The following is a 21,201-nucleotide window of genomic DNA, read 5'->3' on the forward strand; positions in this document are numbered from 1 at the left end:
GGCGTGGCGTTCATTGGGGAAGCTCCAGGGTCTGCCCGTCGGCGAGGCGCACGGCGCGCAGACGATGGCGCTCGCGGTGGATGGAGCCAAACCAATTCTGGACGCGGATGCTGTCCTTGCCATTTCGGTGGGCGATCACCAGCTCGTGGTCCTCGACGTGAATATCGACATCTTCTGGGCGGATGTCCGGGCCCAGCTCGAGTACGCTACGGCCGCGGTCTCCGTGCATCTCCACCAGGATGTTATGGCCGGTACCCACGTCAAAGCGGTAGGTATTGTCGCCAGCGCCGCCATACAACAAATTGTCACTGGGCCCGGGCTGCAGGACATTGTCGCCATCGCCCCCGAGCAGCCAGTCACCGCCGGATCCGGCCTTCAGCGTTCCGGCATCATTGCGGGCCAGGACAATCTCGCGCCCCACCGTGCCTTGGCCACCCATGCGCACGCCGTCCCAGCCCAGGGCCGATAGCGCCGCCTGCACACTCGGGTCGCTCCCGGCCTCGAGCAGCCAGTCACGCATCAGGCGGTAGGGGTCAAAGCCCATTGCGCGCAGGCGCTCGCCACCCGCCCGCTCGAATTCGAACAAATCGGTCAGCCCCCGGATCGGGTCGCGCTCGAAGCTGTCCTGCAGGGCGCTCGTGGTATCGGAGAAATCGAAGCCGGGACCGGATTCGTTCAGGGCAAAGCTGATCGCATCGAAGTAGGGCGCCAAGTGCGTCTGCCGCATGAGCTCGCCGTACATCGCCGTTTTCAAGATCGCGAAGGCCTTGTGCAACTCCGATGCGCCTCCCGGGCGAGGGTCGGGGCTGCCCTGCTGGCGGAAATCTCTGTCCAGGAAGGCCTCCAAGGTGACAAGCTTGCGGCCATCGATGTTCGGCCCACGGTCTTCCGGATCGACGTCGGCGGCTCCGGCCCATTCAAACAGCAACGCGTTCATGCGGGCGGCACGCGCCTGCACGTCGGTCTCGTCTCGAAAGGCCTCGACATGCTCGCGCAAACGGCCGCTGTCGTCGCGCTCCAGGGCCACGCGCAGGTTCGGCACGTTGCCGTAGCCCTTCAGGTCAACGTCAGCGCCAGAACCGGCCGGAATACTCGAGTCCCGAACATCGCCCAGGGGTCGCGGCTCCGAACCACTCCGCCCGGTCGAAACCTCGGATGAAAGCTCTGACGAGTGATCCGGAGACCACCCCGGAAGAGGGACGCCACCAGCGGTCGAGGAAAACCCTTGCTTGAACCCCCGAGCGAACTCGGCCGCGAAGAGGTTCACGCCATGCCGGACCTCGGGTAGCAACGTATACACCGCACCCAGGCAGGCCAGCACGAATACAACGGTGACCAGGGCAGACCTCATGAGGCCACCCTCCCGAACGGCCGGAAAGAAGCGGCCTCGGGGATGCGAGCAGGAGACCCTGGGGCTGAACACCAGGCAAAACGGCGGTCCTGCGACTCTGCGCGGCGATCGTCCGCAAGGCGCGGGAGAGCACGACGGCCTATCCAGGCACCTGGCGCAAGGAATTCGTCGTCCGACTCTTGTCGAGATGGGGGCACGCCAATCCGTGGCGAAGTCATGGACATTCCCTTTCCATGAATAAGGCTGCGGACTCTGACGCGCCACCCAAAGGGTGTCAAGATCCGCAGACCTGCGGTGCGCGGGGAGATGCCACGCTGGTCCGCAGGGCTGGTATCCTCGCAGTCCATTGATGGCCGCCGTTTGGCGGTCCGCTGATTCGGTTCGGGCGGCGCCCGGACTGTGGATTCTGGAGGCCGCACGAAGCTTTCGGGGTCAGGTCTTGCCTCTTGCCGTCCGTCAAAGCCCGAAGAGGGTAAAAGGCAAGACCTGACCCCGTCGCCCCGTTATCAACCAAAGGGGCGCCCGCGAGCCCACACCCCTTATCGTTTTCCCTGCTACTGCGACAAACGTTTCCAAGGTGTTGAGAGCGGCTATTGTTGAAGCGGCAGTCTGACCCTGACTTGCGCCATCCACACTGGAAGCGATTTCCGCTGGCGATAGCTCCAACTGCAGGGCGCTCTGAACAAAATCCAGGGTCTGCTGGTCAACCCTATTAGATACATCCAAACCTCCTTGTATTTATATATTTCATTTGCCACCCGTGGGATTTTTATTTACCCACCAAACACGCACCAGTGGGATCAATCCAAGCACCAGAAGAAGCACAATCACTAGAACATCGTTTTCCTGCATTGTTTTTCTTCGGGACTCAGCATCTTCATAATTAATGATATATTCACCATCGAACTCCAACTGATAAAGGACGTTATTTCGCCCAAAAACAGAAATTTCGCTTTGGCTCCATACCACAACTCGTTTACCAGTAATCGTTTGGGAGTACTTGTGAGCGGTCGGCGCTCTGTAGCGAACCAGCCCTTCTTGATTCAACTTTAAAACGATCGACCCCGATGTCCTGTGACCCCCGGAGTTGACTTCCGTAACCACACCCTCTCGAGCATCCATATCTTTTATATCTAGAACAGGGTTCAGGCTTCCAATCCACCATGCCGTAGCCATCGCAACGGGCAATGCAGAAATGCCGTACCACACTTCCGTTGTTTTTCTTTGCAGCGCTCGAGCCACGAATATTTGATAGGGAGAGGTCTTCTTCACCCATCGAAGAAATCGCGAATTAGTTACCCATTTTGGCATTAGACGACCACCTGAATTCTTTTCTATTGACTGTCAAAGGTTCCCCGGCGGTCAAATACTGCCTTTGCCTTTCGCGAGAAATCAAAGCAGGGAAAAGAAAGAACTGACCGTGTTATCGTGCGAAAGGTCTGGGGCCGAGCGAATGGCGCGTGTCTCCGGGTGCCGGACGGCGGGAAGCTCAAAACCCAACCAACCAGCTATCATCGAACCACCGCCGCAGTTTGCTACCGAGAGCTGATAGCGGGAACGGCATATCGGCCATTGAGGTGGGGGCGGTGGACCGGACGTATAGCGGGCATCGCGCCGACGCTATCGGAGCGCGATGCGGCATCAGCCGAAGCGGCACTGCGGAGAGGACGCCGATCCGTGGCGAGGTCATGGCTTTTCCCTGTCCATGAGCGATGGTTTTAAAGGCTCCCGGCTTCAGGCCGCTCTGTCAACGGCTTTTCCGGAGGTCGCGTCGTTGGCGGCAGGGCGCACCAGCGCCTGATGCAGATCATGCACCTCGCTGCTGCCCATCAGGTCCGGCAGGACGGCGATAGTGCGCACGGGCCGTTACGCATGAACCGGCCAGCGCAACACAAACAGGGTACGGACCAGATACGGCGTCACAAGCGGGAGGTAGAACACCAGCGTCATCTCGAGCCACCGTGGCACGCCTTCGGGCGCACACCAGACACCCAGAGCCCCCAGGAAGAACACCAAAAACGGGGCCAGCAAAGTCAGGCATGCGCAGGACATCCGCGCACCCAGCCCAGCGCGTCTACGGGATCCAAGAATGATCAGGCTGAAGAGAGCCGTCCAGACAAAAAGAAAAGACAGCCATACCGAGAAGTAAGCCAAGGTGTACATGGACGATTAGCTTCCAGGATCCGTTGGCAATCGAGTTCGGCCAGCCCAGGCGGCCCTTACAAGCCTGGGAATCTCCGGAATCAAGGCAAGATGCACCCCAATAAAGAAACCGCAAAATATTGCCAATGGAACCCACGCCGACAACACTCCCAAATGAGCCTCAAAAAAAACACTGTAATGCCTGTACGATCTTTCATTCGGACCCATAACTGGATCTTGATCGGAAGAAAAAACAACGAAATAGACCGCGTAGTAGACGATTGGAAGCACGACGAGGATAACCGCCTGCCTAAAGATCCCCTCTTGGAGAAAATTGACGGCCATGCCGAACATCGAGCCACGGCGGTTACAGCAGGCCACCAGCGCAGCAGTTGCGATCACCAATAAGAAAAACACCACAAATACGTACGGCATCTGTGCGCGAAGGGCGTAGGAGCTGTTCGTGAAACCACGTGCAGCGGGAACATGCTCCCATAGCCAGCCCGCCGGAGCAGTTAACCAGAATGGGGGAGCAGCCGGATCCATGTGATAAAGGATGAAGACAAGGCTCCCTTCGGCGACAAGGGCCAGTGCACCCATTGCGACCAAGGCGTACCGCCAACGACGGGCCTCGGCCTCCGTCGGGCCGGGGTATTTCGCCAGAAGGTTGATGAGCGATTGGCGAATGCTCATGGATCCTCTTCTGCGTTCTCCAGGGGGGCCACCTCAAAGTCCAGAATGAGATCGCGCACGGCAGACCGAATCTCCCGCCATTGCGGAAGCAAAGCGCGCGGGTAACCGAAATCAACCCATGCACCCCACTCGGGCAGCGTGAATCGATGCCGGCAGACCGGGCGACCCTCGGGCGTCGGCATTTGACCGTTGTAGCACTCGATCATGTCGCTGACGTAGCCGTCGAGATCGCCTTTCCAGTGGAGCGTTAGATTCCAGGCATGAAAGCGTTCGGTCCCGGGACCCATTGGCTTGGCCCATTCCAGGCCAGTCTCCGGATCGGTACCCCGCATTTCGTAGTGGATTCGCACTTCTTCTGTCCCACCCCATCTTTCCGTTGGGTTTCGTGGAGGGAGCCTCCTGGTGTGGGTGCGTTCCTCGATCCTCTCGATCCTTCCACGCACAAGCGGTGCCCAACCAAGATCCCGCCCGGTTGCGTCCGGATTGCTGTAGGCGCCGAGGCCAATCTGCAACCATGGATCGCCATCGGGATCGCCCTTGGTCCAGTAGCTTTTCCGCGTTTCCGGGCTGCGCGGCTTCCGATCCGGCCATCGGACCGCGAGCGTTAAGGCATGGGCCTCATCCTCGAAAGTCCGCTCATCGGGCTTCGGCGTATCCGGGTCCCGTGGCGCCCAGGTGCTCTGATCCTTGTATTCGATGCCGACCAGCGCGAGATAGTTGGACGGGATCGCAATCGGCACTCCATTGATGTTGGCCTTGCGAATCGGGGGCGAAAACTCCTGGATCTCGAGCCTCGGCGGCTCGCCATAGATCTCGTGCAGGGTGTCGAACACCCCCACCCCGGCGAGCCAGGGCCGTGCGAGGCCCGACCACAGGGCGGAACCCGCTAGCCAGATCGCCACCAGGACGACCACGATCAGGGTCAGCCGGCCGGCGCCGCTCATGCGCCCCTGCCCCGGTTCTGCGTCCGGATCACGAAGATCGGATAGAGAGTGAAACGGGACCGCCACTCATGGGGGATGGAAAGACGCGCGGAAGGCCTCATGGCGCGTCGAGCTCGACCGAAAGGGAGTCCAGGAGCTGTCGAACCTCGCGATCCATTCGCTGCCAGTCCGGAAGGTGCTCGGGGGCGAAGCGATAGGTCAATGCGAGATCATCGCGAAAGACGGTCAAGGCCATGCATTCAGAAGCGGGCTGATCGCCTGGCGGGGCACAATGGATTACGAGGTTCTTTGATGCGTCTTCAGGGATGAAAAACGGCGGCTGGCCCAGGGCCTTCAGGCTCACTTCCTGGGGATCGATGTCGAACACGGCGAGGTCATCATCGGATGCCCGGACGTCCTGAGGGTTCTCCCTTGCGAGCCGCGCCATCGAGCCAACAAACGACAACGGCGGATCATTCAAAAGCGTGATTTCCACCCGGTCTCCGAGTGCGTCGTCATCCCGAGTCCAGCGATCACGGTCTTCGTGGTGATAAGGCCGCAGATCCGGCAGGAGGACGCTCAACTGGAGGGTCGCCGGTTCATGCCGCCCCTCTCTGGGGTACGGCCAGTGGCCCAGCTCTTCATAGACCGAGTAGAAAAACCGCACCGGCACATCGAACTTGTGGCCTGACAAGTCGAAGTGCGCCGTTGCGATATTCAGATAAATCCTGCCCGCATAGTCGTTGATCTTGTGCGAGACCGGGTTCTCCGTGAAGACGACCAGCACCACCAGGGCTACGAGGGCCAGCTCCAGCCTCCAGTAGCGAAACGTAAGGCGGAAGCTGCGCACCGTGGGGGCGACGGGCGCGCCCGTCTCCAACCGCACTGGGTGGCGCCGCCGAAACCACCAGACGGCCATCAGCGGAATGCCAATCAACGCGAACAGGGCCACCGGCAGTCCCGTGGATATCTCACGCCCATACTCTTCCAGAAGAAGTATGAATCCCAGCATCACGGCCACCGGCAGGGCCAGCATGAGCAGGGCATAGCCGATCCTGACAGCAGCCGACGCACGACGGACGGCAATCAGCACCCCAATGGCCGCAACAATGGCAACCGCCATGGGAATCAGGGCAATGAGCACTGATCCCATCAGGCCGGCGACGCTCATGACCTCCGCCCTCGTTTCCGTGGGGCCGACTTTCGGCTGGGCCACTGAATAAACCCGAGCGCGAACCATTCGACATCGAGGGCGCAAAAGCGCCTGAGGGTCATCATGGGTTGGCCCCTTCGACCGCCAGAGAATCCACCAGCCGCTCGCTCTTGGTCGCGATGCGGCGCCAATCGGGGAGGTATTCAAGGCCGAAGGTCTTTTCCAGCGCGATGCCGGGACGGAATGCGGTCTTCATCCGGCAACTGGGGGAAGGGACGTCCTTCGGACTCGCGCAGGTGATAAACCACGCTTCGGATTCATCGCGAGGAAACAGACGGAGTCTGCGAGCGTACAACAAAGCTTCCACATCCTCATTGTGCCGATCAACGCCATACGTCTTTGCCGTTTCCGGGGCGAGGGGCTCCCCTGATTCGGCGGCCCGCGCTCGTAAGGTTTTTACGTTGGATTTGGAAAAATCATCCTCCCAGATCGTCACACGAACCCGGTCCCCGCGGCCGTCACCCTCCAGATTCCAGAGATGTTCCTCTTCGGGATAGAAGGGTCGCAGATCCGGCAACAGGACGTAGATGCTCAGGGCGCCGACATCCACCCGGCGATTCTTGGCTCTCGGCCAGTATCCACGCGGCACGTACGCATCAATCACGAAATATCGCATCGGGATATCGAAGTGCTGGTCCGCCAGCTTGGCCCGGACTACCTCGTTTTCGAGGTTGTGCTGCCCAACGCGGTCGTACGCCCATTGCGTGAGCGGGTTGTATGTGGCGCCTATCCCGACCACGACAAACGCCATGAAGCCAAGAATGAGGATATGGCGATGCCAGGCGCCAACCGCCAGACGAAAGCTCTTCAGTTTCGGAGCATGCCGTGCGGATGCCGGCAGCGGATAGCGATACAGGAAGTACCAGGCCACCAGAATGGGGCCGATGACGTATGACAGAAGCCCGAGCTGGGCCGCGATCAGATCATGGGGTTCATCGCCCAGGAGCATCCAGCCGAAGGTCTGCAGCACGAATGGCACCGCGAGAACGGCAAGGGCGAACAGGACCCTGGCCCGAACGGGCGCCCGCGATCGCTCGGACAGGATGCCAGCCGCCGCGATCAGTGCGATCACATAGGCGATCAACCAGAACATGGAGTGCCTCTCGCGGTTCGTGATATGCCCAACTGGAACCGCAAGGGGGGATGGGAAAAACCTCCGCGGCGACAATCGAACGCCCGCCCGAATCCGACCCGCGCGAGCGTGGGAGCACGAAAGGTCATGGCGGCTGCAAGATCGAGGTGTGCCTGTACGGCGAATGCGCCAGTCCGTGGCGAGGTCATGGACATTCCCTTTCCATGATTAAGGTTGCCGACTCTGGCGCGAGGTCCGAAGGGTGTCAAGGCCGGCAGACCTGCGGTGCGCGGGGAGATGCCACGCTGACCCACAGGGCTGGTATCCTCGCAGTCCGTTGGCGTCCGCCGTTTTGGGCGGTCGCGAAAGATCTTCCGGGCCATCCCGGACCGAGGATTCTGGAGGCCACATGAGCAGTACCCACCGACCCACCGATATCCAGCTGCATCAGAAGTCGCGCATCCTGGAGCTGGCGTATTCGGACGGCTCGCATTTCGAGTTGCCCTGCGAGTTCCTGCGCGTGTATTCGCCCTCGGCCGAGGTGCGCGGGCACGGCAAGGGCCAGGAGGTGCTGCAGGTCGGCAAGGAAGACGTGAACATCACCGGGATCGAGCCGGTCGGAAATTATGCGGTGAAGCTCGTGTTCTCCGACGGGCACGACACCGGCATCTATGACTGGGACTACCTGCACGAGCTCGGCACGAACCAGGAGCGACTGTGGCAGGATTACCTGGATCGGCTGAAAGAGGCCGGACACGAGCGCAAGACGCACTGACAACGGCACTTTGATGAAAGAAGAATCCGGCAAGACCCACTTCGGCTACCAGAGCGTCCCCGAGTCCGAGAAGGCCTCGCGGGTCGGCGAGGTGTTCCATTCGGTCGCGTCGCGCTACGACGTCATGAACGACCTGATGTCCATGGGCGTCCATCGCATCTGGAAGCGCTACACCCTGGAGCGCACGGGCGTGCGCCCAGGCATGAAGATCCTGGACCTGGCCGGCGGCACCGGCGACCTGGCCGGGGCCTTTGCGCCACGCGTCGGACCGAAGGGGCAAATCGTAGTCTGCGACATCAATGCCTCGATGCTGGAGGCCGGGCGCGACCGCATGCTGGACGAGGGCCATGTGGGCAACCTCGACTTCGTGCAGGCGGACGCCGAACAGCTCCCTTATCCGGACGACTACTTCGACCGCGTGACCATCGCCTTCGGCCTGCGCAACGTGACCCGCAAGGAGCGCGCGCTGGCCGAGATGCGCCGAGTGATCAAGCCGGGCGGGCGCGTGCTGGTGCTGGAGTTCTCGCAGCCGATGGCGCCGCTGCGCCCGATCTACGATGTCTATTCGTTCAAGATGCTCCCCCTGATGGGCAAGCTGGTCGCCAACGACGCGGACAGCTACCGCTATCTGGCCGAATCCATCCGCATGCACCCGGACCAGGAGACCCTGGCCGGCATGATGCGCGACGCCGGGCTGGAACGGGTCGAATACGACAACCTGACCGGCGGCATCGTCGCCCTGCACCGCGGCACCAAGCTCTAGCGTTCTCATGGCCGAACCCTTCGCCCTGCCCAGTCCGTTCGCGGCCCTGATCGAAGCCACGCTGAACGAACACCTGGCCAGCGCCCCGGAGAAGGACCGGGCGCGGCTGGCCGGGCGTGCGATCGCGATCGTGATCGAGCCGCCGGGGCTCACGCTGTCGCTGGTCGGGGCCGCCGACCGGCTGCAGGTTACAGGCGGCGTCGAGGAGCCAGTGGACGTGCAGCTGAAGGGCTCGCCGCTGTCACTGGCCGCGGCGATGGCACGTGACGACCGCTCCGGGTTGACGATCACGGGTGATGCAACCGTGCTCTCCGACCTGCAACATGCACTGCGCGATGCCGGCATCAACTGGGAAGATCTGTTCGAACGCTTTGCCGGCGCCGGAGCGGCCGGGCCGCTGCGCCACCTGCTGGACCAGGCGCGCGACAGCCTGCGGCACCTGGGCCGGCGGTCCGCCGAGGACACGGCCGACCACCTGCGCGACGAGCTCGAGTGGCTACCGGCCGGCGGCGCGTTCGAGGCCTTCGCCGAAGACGTAGCCACGCTGCGCGACGACGTCGCCCGACTGGATGCGCGGCTGCGTCGTCTGGAGGCACCGGCCTCCGCACCTGACGACCGGCAGGCCTGATGCGCCGCGCGCTGCACCGGGGCCTGCGGCTGTGGACCATTGCGCGGGTCCTGGTGCGCTATCGCCTGGACGTCATCCTGTTCACGCTGAAGCCGCTGCGCCCGCTCAGCTTCCTGCTCTATCTCGTGCCCTGGAACTGGTTCCGCCGCACTGAAGGCACGCGCGGCGAGCGCATCCGCAAGGCGCTGGAGGATCTAGGACCGATCTTCATCAAGTTCGGACAGATGCTCTCCACCCGGCGCGACCTGCTGCCGGACGACATCGCGATCGAGCTTGCGCGCCTGCAGGACCGGGTGCCGCCGTTCCCCAGTGACCAGGCGCGCGCCGTGATCGAGGCCGAGCTGGAACGCCCGATCGAGATCGCCTTCGCCGCCTTCGAGGACACACCAATCGCCTCGGCCTCCATCGCCCAAGTGCACGCGGCCACGCTGCAGGACGGGCGCGAGGTGGTCGTGAAGGTGGTGCGCCCCGGCATCCTCAAGACCATCCGTGCGGATCTCGAGGTCATGCACCTGATCGCGGACCTGGCGGACCGCTACTGGTCCGAGGCCAAGCGCCTGCGCCCGCGCGAGGTGGTGGACGAATACGAAAAGACCGTCACCGACGAGCTGGACCTGATCCGCGAGGGCGCCAACGCCGCCGCGATCCACCGCAACTTCGAGGACAGCCACCTCCTCTACATCCCGGAGATCATCTGGGATTACACCCGCCGCAGCGTACTGGTGATGGAGCGCATCGGCGGCCTCCCGGTGGCCGATGTCGCCGCCCTGCGCGAACGCAACGTGGACCTCAAGCTGCTGGCCGAGCGCGGCGTGGAGATCTTCTTCACCCAGGTGTTCCAGCACAACTTCTTCCACGCCGACATGCACCCGGGCAACATCTTCGTCGATGCCACCCACCCGGACGACCCGACCTACCTGGCCGTGGACTTCGGCATCGTCGGCTCGCTGCTGGACTCCGACCAGCGCTATCTGGCCGAGAACTTCCACGCCTTCTTCAACCGCGACTACCGCCGCGTCGCCGAGCTGCACGTGGAATCCGGCTGGGTCCCGAAGGACACCCGCGTCGACGAGTTCGAGGCGGCGATCCGCACCGTGTGCGAACCCATCTTCCAGCGCCCGCTGGACGAGATCTCCTTCGGCCAGGTCCTGCTGCGCCTGTTCCAGACCGCGCGGCGATTCAACATGGAGGTCCAGCCGCAGCTGGTGCTGTTGCAGAAGACCCTGCTGAACATCGAGGGCCTGGGCCGCCAGCTCTACCCCCAGCTGGACCTGTGGACCACGGCCAAGCCGTTCATCGAGAAATGGATGCACGAACGCATGGGCGTGCGCGCATTCATCCGCAACGCGCAGCAACACCTGCCGCGCCTGCTGGCGCACCTGCCGGAACTGCCGATACACCTGGAGAAGGCCCTGACCGTGGAGGAACAGCGGGCCGAGCGCGACGCCGCGCTACGCCGCCAGATCCTCGAGCTGGAAAACGGGCTGAGGCGCCAGTCCCGCCGCCGCAACGAAGGCTGGGCGGGTGTGGCCCTGCTGGCCCTCGCGGGGCTGGCCACGCAGCTGGAGGTCACCGCCTGGCAGGGGCTTGCCTGGCCGGTCTGGCCGCTCGCCCTGTTCGGCGCCGGCGTGCTGCTGTTCAGCTTGCGCCCCGGCCCCCGGCGCCGTCCCGTCACGGACGACTGAGCCAGCCATCACGTGGGATGCGGCTTGAGTCGTAGCCTGACGCCACCACTCCACCTCACAGGGTCAAACGTCGAGCAGCAACCGCGCCGGGTCCTCGATGGCGTCCTTGATGGCGACCAGGAACTGCACCGCCTCGGCACCGTCGACCAGGCGGTGGTCGTAGGACAGGGCGACGTACATCATCGGCCGGACGACGACCTCGCCGTCCACCGCGACCGGGCGTTCCTTGATCGCGTGCATGCCGAGGATCGCGCTCTGCGGCGGATTCAGAATCGGCGTGGAGAACAACGAACCGAACACGCCCCCGTTGGTGATGGTGAAGGTGCCACCGCGCAGCTCGTCGATATCCAGCTTGCCGTCGCGGGCACGCTCGGCGTAGTCGCGGATACGCCGCTCGATCTCGGCAATGGAGGCGTTGCCGGTATCGCGCAGGACCGGCACCACCAGTCCGCGCGAGGAGGAGACTGCGATGCCGATGTCGCTGTAGTGGTGATAGACGATCTCTTCGCCATCCAGTGCGGCATTGACGACCGGGAAGCGCTCGAGTGCGCGGCTGGCCGCGGCCACGAACAGACCCATGAAGCCGAGCTTGATGGAATGGCGCTTCTCGAAGGGCTCCTTGTAGCGGCTACGCAGGGCCATCGCCGCGGACATGTCGACCTCGTTGAAGGTGGTCAGCATCGCGGTGGTCTGCTTCGCTTCCAGCAGCCGTTCCGCGATGCGCGCCCGCAGGCGGGTCATCGGCACACGCTCGATGCGCTCGGCTCGGTCTCCGGGGTCGGCCGGATGCGCCTGGGGTCGCGCCGCCCCGACGGAACCCGATGGCGTCGAAGAAGCCGCGGGCGCGCTGCGATCGCTGCGCGCCCGCTCCACGTCGGCACGCTGGATGCGCCCGTCGTCGCCGGTGCCCTCGACATCCTCCGGACGCAGGCCGGCTTCCTGCAGAAGGCGCCGCACGGCCGGCGTGGGCGGCGGCGGGCTTCCGGCCGATCCGTTCCCGGCCCCGGACGGCGCGGGCTCGGGTGAGGAGGCAGCGGCCGGCTCCTCTTCCCGATCCCCCGTTGCAACAGACGCCGGCTTGCCGCCCTCCGTGGCTGTCGATGCCCTGGAAGGCGCTGCCTCATCCTCGGTCTCTTCGTCCGGGTCCTCCGGGGCGGCTTCGGCGGGCCCCAGATAACCCAGGATCGCGTCGGCCTTGACCACATCGCCCTCGTTGGCGGAGAGCTCGACCAGGGTGCCCGCACTGGGGGCCGACACCTCGAGGACCACCTTGTCGGTCTCCAGCTCGGCGATCAGCTCGTCGCGCTTGACGGCGTCACCAGCCTTTTTGTGCAGGGCGATCACGGTCGCATCGGCGACCGACTCGGGGAGTTCCGGGACCTGGATCGGGGTGCGATCGGATGCCATCTCGCTTCCTTGTTCTGTGCGTCTTTATCGAATGTTCAGGGCGTGGGGTGCGGCGTGTCACGCGAGCTGATCGGCCCGAACGCGCGCTCGAGCAGATCTTTCAGCTGCGCTTTGTGCACCTCGGGGTAACCGACGGCGGGCGCGGCGGCCGGGGGTCTCGCGACGGCGTGCAGGGTCTGGCCACGCACCGCCAGCAGCGGGTTGATACGCGGGGCGACAAACTCCAGGTAACCCTGGTTCTCCGGTTCATCCTGGACCCAGACGAATTCATCCGCCTCCGGATAACGCCCCAGCAATTCGGTCAGGCGCGCCTCGGGGAAGGGGTAACACTGCTCCAGGCGCAGGATCGCCGTATCCGCGTGCTCGCCCTCGGCCTGGCGCGCGGCCAGATCGTAGAAGATGCGCCCACTGGTCATCAGCACGCGCTTCACCTTGCCGGGATCCTCGATACGGGCGTCGTCGATGACCGTCTGGTACTGGCCCGTCGCCAGCGCATCGAGGTCGGAGACCGCGTCCTTGTGGCGCAAAAGGCTCTTCGGGGTCATCACGATCAGTGGCTTGCGATAGGGCCGCAGCATCTGCCGGCGCAGCAGGTGAAACATCTGCGCCGGCGTAGTGGGCACGCAGACCTGCATGTTCTCCTGCGCCGCCAGTTGCAGGAAGCGCTCCGGGCGGGCCGAGGAGTGCTCCGGCCCCTGCCCCTCGTAGCCGTGGGGCAGCAACAGGGTCAGGCCGGACAGGCGCCCCCACTTCTGCTCGCCGGAGGAGATGAACTGGTCGATCACCACCTGGGCGCCGTTCACGAAGTCGCCGAACTGCGCCTCCCAGACCACCAGAGCCTCGGGCGCGGCGGTGGCATAGCCGTATTCGAAGGCGAGCACGCCCTCCTCGGACAACAGCGAATCGATCACCAGGAAACGCGGGTGGTCCGGATCCAGGCGCCGCAACGGGACGATGGCCTTGCCGGTCTCCTGGTCGTGCAGGACCGCATGGCGGTGGAAGAAGGTGCCTCGGCTGGAGTCCTGCCCGGACAGGCGAATGCGGTAGCCGTCCTGGATCAGCGCGCCGTAGGCCAGGGTCTCGGCCGCACCCCAGTCCAGCGGCTGCTCGCCGCGCGCCATGGCCACGCGGGCATCCAGGATCTTCTGCACGCGGTCGTTCAGTCGGAAACCCTCCGGCGGGGTGGAAAGCTGCTCGAGGGTGCGCGCCAGACGGTCGGCGGGGGCGCCGGTGTCCACGTCCTGGTCCCAGGTCTGGTTCAGATAGGGGCCCCAGTTGGTCGAGGATCCGGCATGGCTGTTGCGCTCGCGCAGCAACGACAGCGCCACCGGCTGGCCGGCATCCAGTCGGCCGCGATAGTCCTCCAGCGCTTGTTCCTGTGCGTCCTCGGTCGTCAGGCCCTCGCGGATCAGGCGTCTGGCGTAACGCTCGCGGGTGGTCGGCAGGTCGCGGATACGACGATACATATGCGGCTGCGTCGCGGCCGGCTCGTCGGCCTCGTTGTGGCCCTGGCGGCGGTAGCAGACGAGATCGATGACCACGTCCTTGCCGAAGCGCATGCGGTAGTCCAGCGCGATCTGGGTGATGAACACCACGGCCTCGGGATCATCGCCATTCACATGCAGGATGGGCGCGTTCACCATCTTGGCGACATCCGTTGCGTAATGCGTCGAACGAGCGTCCTTCAGGGTCGAAGTCGTGAAACCGATCTGGTTGTTCACCACCACATGCACGGTGCCCTTGGTGGAGAAGCCCCGGGTCTGGGACATGTTCAGGGTCTCCATGACCACGCCCTGCCCGGCAAAGGCGGCATCGCCATGGATCACCACCGGCATCACCCGGTTGCCCTTGCGGTCGCCGATGCGCACCTGGCGCGCGCGCACTGAACCCTCCACCACCGGGGTGACGATCTCCAGGTGCGAGGGATTGAAGGCCAGCGCCAGATGCACCCGACCGCCCGGGGTATCCAGGTCCGAGGAGAAACCCATGTGGTATTTCACGTCGCCGGTGCCACGGTCGTCGCGCGGACGCCCCTCGAACTCGTTGGCCAGCTCCTCCGGGGACTTGCCGAACAGGTTGACCAGCACGTTGAGGCGTCCGCGGTGTGCCATGCCGACCACGAACTCCTGCAGCCCGCGCGCGCCGCCCCGCTGGATCAGGGCATTCAGCAGCGGGATCAGGCTTTCCGCGCCTTCCAGCGAGAAGCGCTTCTGCCCGACATAGCGCCGATGCAGATAGCGCTCCAGACCCTCGGCCGCGGTCAGACGTTCGAGAATCGCCAGGCGGGTGTCGTCATCGAAACCGAAGCGGCCATGTGCCGACTCCAGGCGCTCCTGCAGCCAGCGCTTCTCGTCGGTGGCCATCAGATGCATGTATTCCACACCGATGCCGGCGCAGTAGGTCTCCTTCAGCACCCGCTCGATCGTATCCAGCGAGACCCGGCCGTCGATGAACAGCGAGCCCGGATCAAAGGTGACATCGGGGCCGACCTGATCCAGGCCGTGATGCTCGCGGCTCAGCTCGCGCGGCGGCTCCGGCGGTTCGCGCTCCAGGGGGTCCAGGCGGGCACCGAAGTGACCGAGATAGCGGTAGGCATTGATGAACTGCAGCACGCGGATCTGCAGCTGTTCATGGGCCAGGTCCGGACGATCGGTGGAGCGCCGTCGGCGCTCCGGGCGCGGCGCACCTTCCAGCGAGCGGAAGTAATCGGCCCAGGCCGGCGGGACAGAATCGGGATCGGCCTGGTAGCGCTCCAGCAGATCTTCGGCGAAAGCGAGGTTATCCGGGTGCAGTTCCTGCCCGGATACGGGGCTGTCCAGCCGGTGCCGGGATGGCATCTCGTTCATTCGCGGTCTCTTCTCATTCCTGATGCGTCGGCCTTTGGGACCTGATCGGCGCGCGAGGTTCCCGCACGGAGTCGATGAATCAGCGTCTTCTTCAAGGCTGCCTCCGAGGGTAGCGCGTTTGCGCGGGCGAAGGCACACGGCCCGCATGCAGAACGTGCGATTCCGGCCGGGTTTCCCTACCATTCGCGCATGGATGTCTCCCCCCTGCTCGATTCCCTCAACCCGGCCCAGCGCGAGGCCGTGGCCGCCCCGCCGCATCCGGTGCTTGTACTGGCCGGCGCCGGCTCCGGCAAGACCCGCGTGCTGGTGCACCGCATCGCCTGGCTGATCGAGGTCGAAGGCGTGGCGCCGCACAGCCTGCTGGCGGTTACCTTCACCAACAAGGCGGCGGCCGAGATGCGTGGGCGCATCGAATCGCTGCTGGGCCACCCGGCCACCGGGCTGTGGGTCGGGACCTTTCACGGTCTGGCCCACCGCCTGCTGCGCCAGCACTGGCAGGAGGCCAAGCTGCCGCAGGCCTTCCAGATCCTCGATTCCGATGATCAGCTGCGCATGGTCAAGCGCGTGCTGCGCGGGCTGGAGCTGGACGAGTCGCGGTGGCCGCCGAAGCAGGCGCAGTGGTACATCAATGCGCGCAAGGACGAGGGCTCGCGCCCGGAACACCTGCCGGATACCGGGGACCCTGTCGCTCGCCAGTGGGTGCGTGTCTACACCACCTACCAGCAGGCCTGCGAACGCGCCGGCGTGGTGGACTTCGCCGAGCTGATGCTGCGCTCGCTGGAACTGCTGCGCGACAACAAGGCCCTCCTGGAGCACTACCGCACACGCTTTCGCCATGTGCTGGTTGACGAGTTCCAGGACACCAACGACATCCAGTACGGCTGGCTGCGCCTGCTGGCCGGGGGCAGTCCGGTGTTTGCCGTGGGCGACGACGACCAGTCGATCTACGGCTGGCGCGGCGCGAAGATCGAGAACATCCAGCACTTCCAGAAGGACTACCCGGGCACCCAGGTCGTGCGTCTGGAGCAGAACTACCGCTCCAGCGCCAACATCCTGAACGCGGCCAACGCCCTGATCCGGCACAACTCCGGCCGCCTGGGCAAGGAACTGTGGACCGAAGGCCACGAAGGCGCACCGGTACGCCTGTACACCGCGCTGAACGAGCAGGAAGAGGCGCGCTTCATCGCCGAGACCATCGCCCGCCACGTGGATCAGGGCGGGCTGCACCGCGAGTGCGCCGTACTGTATCGCTCCAACGCCCAGTCACGCGTGCTGGAAGAGACCTTCATCGGCCGGCGCATGCCCTACCGGGTCTACGGTGGCCTGCGCTTCTTCGAGCGCCAGGAGATCCGCGATGCCCTGGCTTACCTGCGCCTGGCCGGCAACGGCGATGACGACGCCGCCTTCCTGCGGGTGGTCAACCAGCCGCCGCGCGGGATCGGCGAGAAGACCCTGGAGGGCCTGCGCCAGGCCGCGCAGGCAGCGGATACCAGCCTGCTCCAGGCGGCCACCCACGCGGTGGACGCCGACGCCCTGCCCGGACGCGCTCGCACCGCGGTCGCCGGTTTCGTACAGCTGATCCGCACCCTGCAGCAGGAGCTCCCGCGCCAGCCGCTGGCCGATCAGGTGGAACAGGCGATCGAGCGCGCGCAACTGCGCGAGCACTACAAGAAGGAAAAGGGCGAGCGTGGCGAGGCGCGCCTGGAAAACCTGGACGAGCTGGTGGGGGCCGCGCGCGCCTTCGACATGGGGAGCACCGCCGAGAGCGAGGAAGGCGAGGGTAATCGCCTGACCGAGTTCCTCGCCCACGCCGCGCTGGAGGCCGGCGAGGGCGCGGCCGACCCGCACGAGGACGCAGTGCAGATGATGACCCTGCACTCGGCCAAGGGCCTGGAGTTCCCGCTGGTGTTCCTGACCGGCATGGAAGAGGGGCTGTTCCCCAACGCCCGCTCGCTGGAAGAGCCGGGGCGGCTGGAAGAGGAGCGCCGCCTGGCCTATGTCGGCATGACCCGCGCCGAACAGGAACTGTACCTGATCCATGCCGAGACGCGGCGGCTGTATGGGCGCGAGTCCTACAACGTCGCCTCGCGCTTCATCAACGAGATCCCCGAGGGCGCGCTGGAAGTGCTGCGCCCGCAGGCCTCGCCCTATGGCGCGGGCCGCTTTGCCGCGGCCCGGAACAAGACGGCGGGCTTCGGGGCCATGGATACGCAGGCCGCCGAGGCCTCCGCGGCGGGCCTGGCGATCGGCGCACGGGTGCACCACGCGAAGTTCGGCGAGGGGCTGATCACCCAGTTCGAGGGTTCCGGCAACTCGGCCCGGGTCCAGGTGAACTTCGCCCACGCCGGCTCCAAGTGGCTGGTGCTGAGCTTCGCCAAGCTCGAAGTCCTGTAATCCACGGCTGAACGGCACGCCCGACGCGGCCTTCCTGCACCACGAAGGGCACGGAGAAAAAGGACTCGAGGGGGTATTGCGCAAGGCCGGCGCACCCCGCCCGCGATGCCCCAGTATCGCACCCACCCCTGGCCGTCTCCGGACCTTCGTGGAGACACGAAAAAGCCCCGCCGAGGCGGGGCTTCGGGTCAAGCATGCGGAAGGCCCTTACTCGATCTTGATGTAGGCGAAGCCTTCCTCGTTCTGCAGCTCGGCCACGCGCACCACACCCGAGGGCACGAAGTTGACGTGATCGTAGATCAGGTCCTCGTCCAGACCGATCTGCGAGCGGGTGATCTCGCACAGCTCGAGCTTCACGCCGTGGGTGCTGGCGAGGCTCATCAGGCGCCCACGCAGGGTGTCGCGCTCTTCCTTGAGTTCCTCGTCGGCCTCGAACGGGGTATCGGCCAGGTCGTCATCGGTCAGGAAGCGGATGCCGTGCGCCACGAACACGATGCGCACGTCGGCATCGATAAACTCGTTCTGATAATGCGTCATCATGTTGTTGATGCTGGTCAGCATCGCGGAGAAGCGGCGCGGGTCGGCGAAGTCGGCGTGATAGACGACCTTGGCCTCCGGCTCGAAGGCCTTGGCCTGCGGCATGAAGGCAATGCTCGCCACCAGGAGCGCCGCGAACAGCAGGGCCATGGCCGATGCTGTCGCCGGTGCGGCCCGAAGGGTCTGGTTGAATCGATTCATCCTGTTCTCCTTTGAATGGCTTTCTTTCTTCTACAGTAGACGCATGGACGGCCCCAGGCCATCCCCATCACGCGCACGGCCCGGTTGACGCTGAAGTGCCCCGGGGGTATGCTCTGCCGCCTTTCCAGAACCTAGCGATTTAACGCGAGGGAAGTACTTTGGCAAATATTGCTTCTGCCCGTAAGCGGGCCCGTCAGGCGGTCAAGAACCGCGCCCACAACATGGGGCTGCGCTCCCGTTTCCGTACGGCCATGAAGGCCGTGCTGAAGCCGCTGCACAAGGGCGATGCCCAGGCAGCCGCCGAGGCCTACAAAGAGGCCGTTCCGGTGATCGACAAGACCGTGAGCAAGGGCCTGATTCACCGCAACAAGGCGGCTCGCCACAAGAGCCGTCTGAACGCCCGCATCCGCGATCTGGCCCAGGGCTAAGACCCCGGGTTCCGGGCCGGCACTGCCGGCCCAGCGGTTGCAGTGAATCGAAAAAAGCCGCTCCCCGATCTCGGGGTGCGGCTTTTTGTGTGGGCGCAATTCGTGAAGGCCTAGGATACTCTGATCCATTCGCGCGCCTCCCGGCACGCGCGTCCATCAGCGCGTCTTCAGGGCTGGAACACCCGCGCCTCGCCCTCGCCGCGCGGATCGGAAGCCGCCTCCAGGCGACCCGCCCCGCGCTCCCACAGGATGGCGTGCATGTCACCGAACGGACGCACCTGCGGCACCAGCTGATGCCCTCGCGAGACCAGCTGGCCACGCAGTTCGGCATCGAACGCCCCGGTTTCGTGTTCCACCCGATCGGGCAAATACTGGTGGTGATAGCGAGGCGCCGCGACGACCTCCTCGATGGATTGCCCCTCGAGCACGCCGAACACGCCGTGCAGGACCATGGTAATGATGCGGCTGCCACCCGGCGTGCCCAGGATCGCGACGCGATCCTCGGTCTCGACGAAGGTCGGGCTCATGCTCGACAACGGGCGGCGCTGCGGCGCGATGGCATTGGCCTCGAAACCGACCAGGCCATAGGCGTTGGGCTCGCCCGGCTTGGCCGAGAAGTCGTCCATCTCATTATTCAGTAGTACGCCCGTCCCGGGCACCACGTAGCCGGACCCAAACGGGTAGTTCAGCGTCAGCGTGGCCGCGACCCGGTTGCCCTCGGCGTCGATCACGGAAAAGTGCGTCGTCTCGCGACTCTCGGCCGCGGCCGAGCCCGGAACCTCGGGCTGCGGCTCCACTGACAGCGGCAGGTAGCGGCTGGGCGTGGCCGTGTCGGGATGGATGGTGGCGCGCAGACCGGCTGCGTAGTCGCGTGACAGCAGCCGCTCCAGCGGCATATCCACATGGTCCGGGTCGCCCAGGTACTCGGCGCGATCACGATAGGCGCGGCGCATCGCCTCGATGGTCAGGTGGACGCGCATATCCGGCGCCAGTGCCTCGAGGTCGTAGAACGCCAGGATGTTCAGGATCTGGCCGAGCGCGACCCCGCCGGAAGATGGTGGCGAGGCGGTGGTGATCGTGGCGCCAAGATAGTCCAGACGCACGGGGTCACGCTCGACGACCGCGTATCCCGCCAGGTCGTCCAGAGTCCAGATACCGCCGGCCTCGCGCACGCCGGCGACCAGGCGCTCGGCCAGATCACCGGTATAGAAACCATCACGGCCTTCGTCCGCCAGGCGCCGGAGGGTCACGGCCAAGTCCGGCTGGCGCAGAATCGCGCCTTCGTCCGGCAGGCGACCCGCCTCAAGGTAAATGTCTCGTGCGTCAGCCCCGTGGCGCAGGGCCTGATGACGAAAGCCCGCCATCTGCAGGTAGCGGCCGCTGACCGGAACACCGTCCTCGGCCAGACGGATCGCCGGGGCCAGGCTGTCGGCCAGCGAAAGGCGTCCGTATTCCCGCGCCAGGTGATCCATGCCGGCGGGCATGCCGGGGATGCCGGCGCCAAGCACGCCATCCAGCGACAAGCCGTCGATCACCTCGCCGTCGGCATCCAGATACATGTCGCGGTCGGCCGCGGCCGGGGCGGTCTCGCGGGCATCGAGCATCACGCTGCGGTCAGAGGATGCCTCGTACAGCAGGAAGAACCCGCCGCCCCCGAGCCCGGAGCCGTAGGGCTCGGCTACACCCAGGGCAGCGGTAATCGCGACGGCGGCATCGAAGGCATTGCCGCCGTCGCGCAGTACGGCCTCGCCCGCCTCGGTGGCGGCCGGATGCGCACTCGCCACTGCGTGCTGCCCCGGGCCGGCCAGCGCCAGCGGCGCCGCCAGCGACAGGGTGACGAAGACCGCGCAGTGCAGGAGCGGGCGGCGCCAATCCATGTCGCGGCCTACTTCGCGGCCATCAGGGCGTCGTACTTGGCCGTCAGCTGCTCGCGGGTCTCCTTGTGATCGGGATCCAGCGGGATGCAGTCCACCGGGCAGACCTGCTGGCACTGCGGCTCGTCGAAATGGCCGACACATTCGGTGCACAGCGTGGGGTCGATCTCGTAGATCTCGTCCCCCGGGTAGATGGCCTCATTCGGGCACTCGGGCTCGCAGACATCGCAGTTGATGCATTCGTCGGTGATCATCAGGGCCATGGGCCG

The 21,201-nt window shown here is 65.0% G+C and carries 19 protein-coding genes; 6 read left to right on the top strand and 13 right to left on the bottom strand.

Annotated elements, in window-relative coordinates:
• Positions 1 to 10: 10 nt before the first annotated feature.
• The 8 genes from F618_RS0100595 to F618_RS0100625 form a co-directional block, all read right to left on the bottom strand.
• Complete coding sequence (locus tag F618_RS0100595; RefSeq protein WP_026331099.1) at positions 11 to 1,351, bottom strand: calcium-binding protein; 1,341 nt, start codon at positions 1,349 to 1,351, stop codon at positions 11 to 13.
• Between the two features lie 747 nt (positions 1,352 to 2,098).
• Positions 2,099 to 2,662: a hypothetical protein gene (locus tag F618_RS15890; RefSeq protein WP_155997966.1), complete on the bottom strand. Its 564-nt coding sequence runs from the start codon at positions 2,660 to 2,662 to the stop codon at positions 2,099 to 2,101.
• 423 nt (positions 2,663 to 3,085) lie between these two features.
• The gene (locus F618_RS16515; RefSeq protein ID WP_019567489.1) at positions 3,086 to 3,211 is read right to left on the bottom strand and encodes a hypothetical protein; all 126 of its coding nucleotides are present in this window, start codon (positions 3,209 to 3,211) and stop codon (positions 3,086 to 3,088) included.
• Between the two features lie 6 nt (positions 3,212 to 3,217).
• Positions 3,218 to 3,514 carry a hypothetical protein gene (locus tag F618_RS0100605; RefSeq protein ID WP_019567490.1) on the bottom strand — a complete coding sequence of 99 codons (297 nt, stop codon included), beginning with the start codon at positions 3,512 to 3,514 and terminating at the stop codon, positions 3,218 to 3,220.
• A 6-nt stretch (positions 3,515 to 3,520) separates the two neighbouring features.
• Complete coding sequence (locus F618_RS0100610) at positions 3,521 to 4,186, bottom strand: hypothetical protein (RefSeq protein WP_019567491.1); 666 nt, start codon at positions 4,184 to 4,186, stop codon at positions 3,521 to 3,523.
• The gene (locus F618_RS0100615) at positions 4,183 to 5,130 is read right to left on the bottom strand and encodes a hypothetical protein (protein ID WP_019567492.1); all 948 of its coding nucleotides are present in this window, start codon (positions 5,128 to 5,130) and stop codon (positions 4,183 to 4,185) included. The genes F618_RS0100610 and F618_RS0100615 overlap by 4 nt, the downstream gene beginning before the upstream one ends.
• A 97-nt stretch (positions 5,131 to 5,227) precedes the next feature.
• Positions 5,228 to 6,280, bottom strand: a complete 1,053-nt coding sequence (locus F618_RS0100620) for a hypothetical protein (protein ID WP_026331100.1) — start codon at positions 6,278 to 6,280, stop codon at positions 5,228 to 5,230.
• Between the two features lie 103 nt (positions 6,281 to 6,383).
• Positions 6,384 to 7,415, bottom strand: coding sequence for a hypothetical protein (locus F618_RS0100625; protein WP_019567494.1), 1,032 nt, complete (start codon positions 7,413 to 7,415; stop codon positions 6,384 to 6,386).
• Between the two features lie 388 nt (positions 7,416 to 7,803).
• Between F618_RS0100625 and F618_RS0100630 the strand changes: the two genes are divergently transcribed.
• From F618_RS0100630 to ubiB, 4 genes are read left to right on the top strand one after another with little or no spacing between them, the layout of a single operon-like run.
• Positions 7,804 to 8,169: a gamma-butyrobetaine hydroxylase-like domain-containing protein gene (locus tag F618_RS0100630; protein ID WP_019567495.1), complete on the top strand. Its 366-nt coding sequence runs from the start codon at positions 7,804 to 7,806 to the stop codon at positions 8,167 to 8,169.
• Positions 8,170 to 8,182: 13 nt separating this feature from the next.
• Positions 8,183 to 8,932: a bifunctional demethylmenaquinone methyltransferase/2-methoxy-6-polyprenyl-1,4-benzoquinol methylase UbiE gene (gene ubiE / locus F618_RS0100635; RefSeq protein WP_018168865.1), complete on the top strand. Its 750-nt coding sequence runs from the start codon at positions 8,183 to 8,185 to the stop codon at positions 8,930 to 8,932.
• Between the two features lie 7 nt (positions 8,933 to 8,939).
• Entirely contained in the window at positions 8,940 to 9,560 is a 621-nt protein-coding gene (locus F618_RS0100640) for an SCP2 domain-containing protein (protein ID WP_019567496.1), read from the top strand.
• Positions 9,560 to 11,245 (top strand): ubiquinone biosynthesis regulatory protein kinase UbiB, encoded by a 1,686-nt coding sequence (gene ubiB / locus F618_RS0100645; RefSeq protein WP_019567497.1) that lies wholly within the window; start codon positions 9,560 to 9,562, stop codon positions 11,243 to 11,245. The genes F618_RS0100640 and ubiB overlap by 1 nt, the downstream gene beginning before the upstream one ends.
• A 63-nt stretch (positions 11,246 to 11,308) precedes the next feature.
• Here ubiB and odhB read toward each other — a convergent pair whose 3' ends face one another.
• On the bottom strand, positions 11,309 to 12,652 hold the full coding sequence (odhB, locus tag F618_RS0100650; protein WP_019567498.1) for a 2-oxoglutarate dehydrogenase complex dihydrolipoyllysine-residue succinyltransferase: 1,344 nt from the start codon (positions 12,650 to 12,652) through the stop codon (positions 11,309 to 11,311).
• A 35-nt stretch (positions 12,653 to 12,687) separates the two neighbouring features.
• On the bottom strand, positions 12,688 to 15,498 hold the full coding sequence (locus F618_RS0100655) for a 2-oxoglutarate dehydrogenase E1 component (RefSeq protein WP_019567499.1): 2,811 nt from the start codon (positions 15,496 to 15,498) through the stop codon (positions 12,688 to 12,690).
• Between the two features lie 189 nt (positions 15,499 to 15,687).
• On the opposite strand from F618_RS0100655, the gene uvrD reads away from it, so the two are divergent.
• The gene (gene uvrD, locus F618_RS0100660; RefSeq protein WP_019567500.1) at positions 15,688 to 17,892 is read left to right on the top strand and encodes a DNA helicase II; all 2,205 of its coding nucleotides are present in this window, start codon (positions 15,688 to 15,690) and stop codon (positions 17,890 to 17,892) included.
• A gap of 207 nt (positions 17,893 to 18,099) precedes the next feature.
• Here uvrD and F618_RS0100665 read toward each other — a convergent pair whose 3' ends face one another.
• Entirely contained in the window at positions 18,100 to 18,630 is a 531-nt protein-coding gene (locus F618_RS0100665; protein WP_019567501.1) for a DsrE family protein, read from the bottom strand.
• A 158-nt stretch (positions 18,631 to 18,788) separates the two neighbouring features.
• On the opposite strand from F618_RS0100665, the gene rpsT reads away from it, so the two are divergent.
• Positions 18,789 to 19,058: a 30S ribosomal protein S20 gene (gene rpsT, locus F618_RS0100670; RefSeq protein WP_019612252.1), complete on the top strand. Its 270-nt coding sequence runs from the start codon at positions 18,789 to 18,791 to the stop codon at positions 19,056 to 19,058.
• Positions 19,059 to 19,225: 167 nt separating this feature from the next.
• Here rpsT and ggt read toward each other — a convergent pair whose 3' ends face one another.
• A complete protein-coding gene (ggt, locus tag F618_RS0100675; protein ID WP_019563768.1) occupies positions 19,226 to 20,935 on the bottom strand; it encodes a gamma-glutamyltransferase in 1,710 nt (569 codons plus the stop codon).
• An 8-nt stretch (positions 20,936 to 20,943) separates the two neighbouring features.
• A complete protein-coding gene (locus F618_RS0100680) occupies positions 20,944 to 21,195 on the bottom strand; it encodes a YfhL family 4Fe-4S dicluster ferredoxin (RefSeq protein ID WP_018145021.1) in 252 nt (83 codons plus the stop codon).
• Between the last annotated feature and the right edge of the window lie 6 nt (positions 21,196 to 21,201).

Source organism: Thioalkalivibrio sp. ALMg13-2 (assembly GCF_000381185.1).
In the GTDB taxonomy this organism is placed as follows: Bacteria; Pseudomonadota; Gammaproteobacteria; order Ectothiorhodospirales; family Ectothiorhodospiraceae; genus Thioalkalivibrio; species Thioalkalivibrio versutus.

Bases quoted from the DNA above. Each gene is read 5' to 3' on its own strand.
- F618_RS0100625 (WP_019567494.1), bottom strand. From the start codon at position 7,415: ATGTTCTGGTTGATCGCCTATGTGATCGCACTGATCGCGGCGGCTGGC.
- uvrD (WP_019567500.1), top strand. From the start codon at position 15,688: ATGGATGTCTCCCCCCTGCTCGATTCCCTCAACCCGGCCCAGCGCGAG.
- F618_RS0100665 (WP_019567501.1), bottom strand. From the start codon at position 18,630: ATGAATCGATTCAACCAGACCCTTCGGGCCGCACCGGCGACAGCATCG.
- F618_RS0100595 (WP_026331099.1), bottom strand. From the start codon at position 1,351: ATGAGGTCTGCCCTGGTCACCGTTGTATTCGTGCTGGCCTGCCTGGGT.
- F618_RS0100605 (WP_019567490.1), bottom strand. From the start codon at position 3,514: ATGTACACCTTGGCTTACTTCTCGGTATGGCTGTCTTTTCTTTTTGTC.
- F618_RS15890 (WP_155997966.1), bottom strand. From the start codon at position 2,662: ATGCCAAAATGGGTAACTAATTCGCGATTTCTTCGATGGGTGAAGAAG.
- F618_RS0100680 (WP_018145021.1), bottom strand. From the start codon at position 21,195: ATGGCCCTGATGATCACCGACGAATGCATCAACTGCGATGTCTGCGAG.
- odhB (WP_019567498.1), bottom strand. From the start codon at position 12,652: ATGGCATCCGATCGCACCCCGATCCAGGTCCCGGAACTCCCCGAGTCG.
- F618_RS0100615 (WP_019567492.1), bottom strand. From the start codon at position 5,130: ATGAGCGGCGCCGGCCGGCTGACCCTGATCGTGGTCGTCCTGGTGGCG.
- ubiE (WP_018168865.1), top strand. From the start codon at position 8,183: ATGAAAGAAGAATCCGGCAAGACCCACTTCGGCTACCAGAGCGTCCCC.
- F618_RS0100630 (WP_019567495.1), top strand. From the start codon at position 7,804: ATGAGCAGTACCCACCGACCCACCGATATCCAGCTGCATCAGAAGTCG.
- ubiB (WP_019567497.1), top strand. From the start codon at position 9,560: ATGCGCCGCGCGCTGCACCGGGGCCTGCGGCTGTGGACCATTGCGCGG.
- F618_RS0100620 (WP_026331100.1), bottom strand. From the start codon at position 6,280: ATGAGCGTCGCCGGCCTGATGGGATCAGTGCTCATTGCCCTGATTCCC.
- ggt (WP_019563768.1), bottom strand. From the start codon at position 20,935: ATGGATTGGCGCCGCCCGCTCCTGCACTGCGCGGTCTTCGTCACCCTG.
- F618_RS0100610 (WP_019567491.1), bottom strand. From the start codon at position 4,186: ATGAGCATTCGCCAATCGCTCATCAACCTTCTGGCGAAATACCCCGGC.
- F618_RS0100655 (WP_019567499.1), bottom strand. From the start codon at position 15,498: ATGAACGAGATGCCATCCCGGCACCGGCTGGACAGCCCCGTATCCGGG.
- F618_RS0100640 (WP_019567496.1), top strand. From the start codon at position 8,940: ATGGCCGAACCCTTCGCCCTGCCCAGTCCGTTCGCGGCCCTGATCGAA.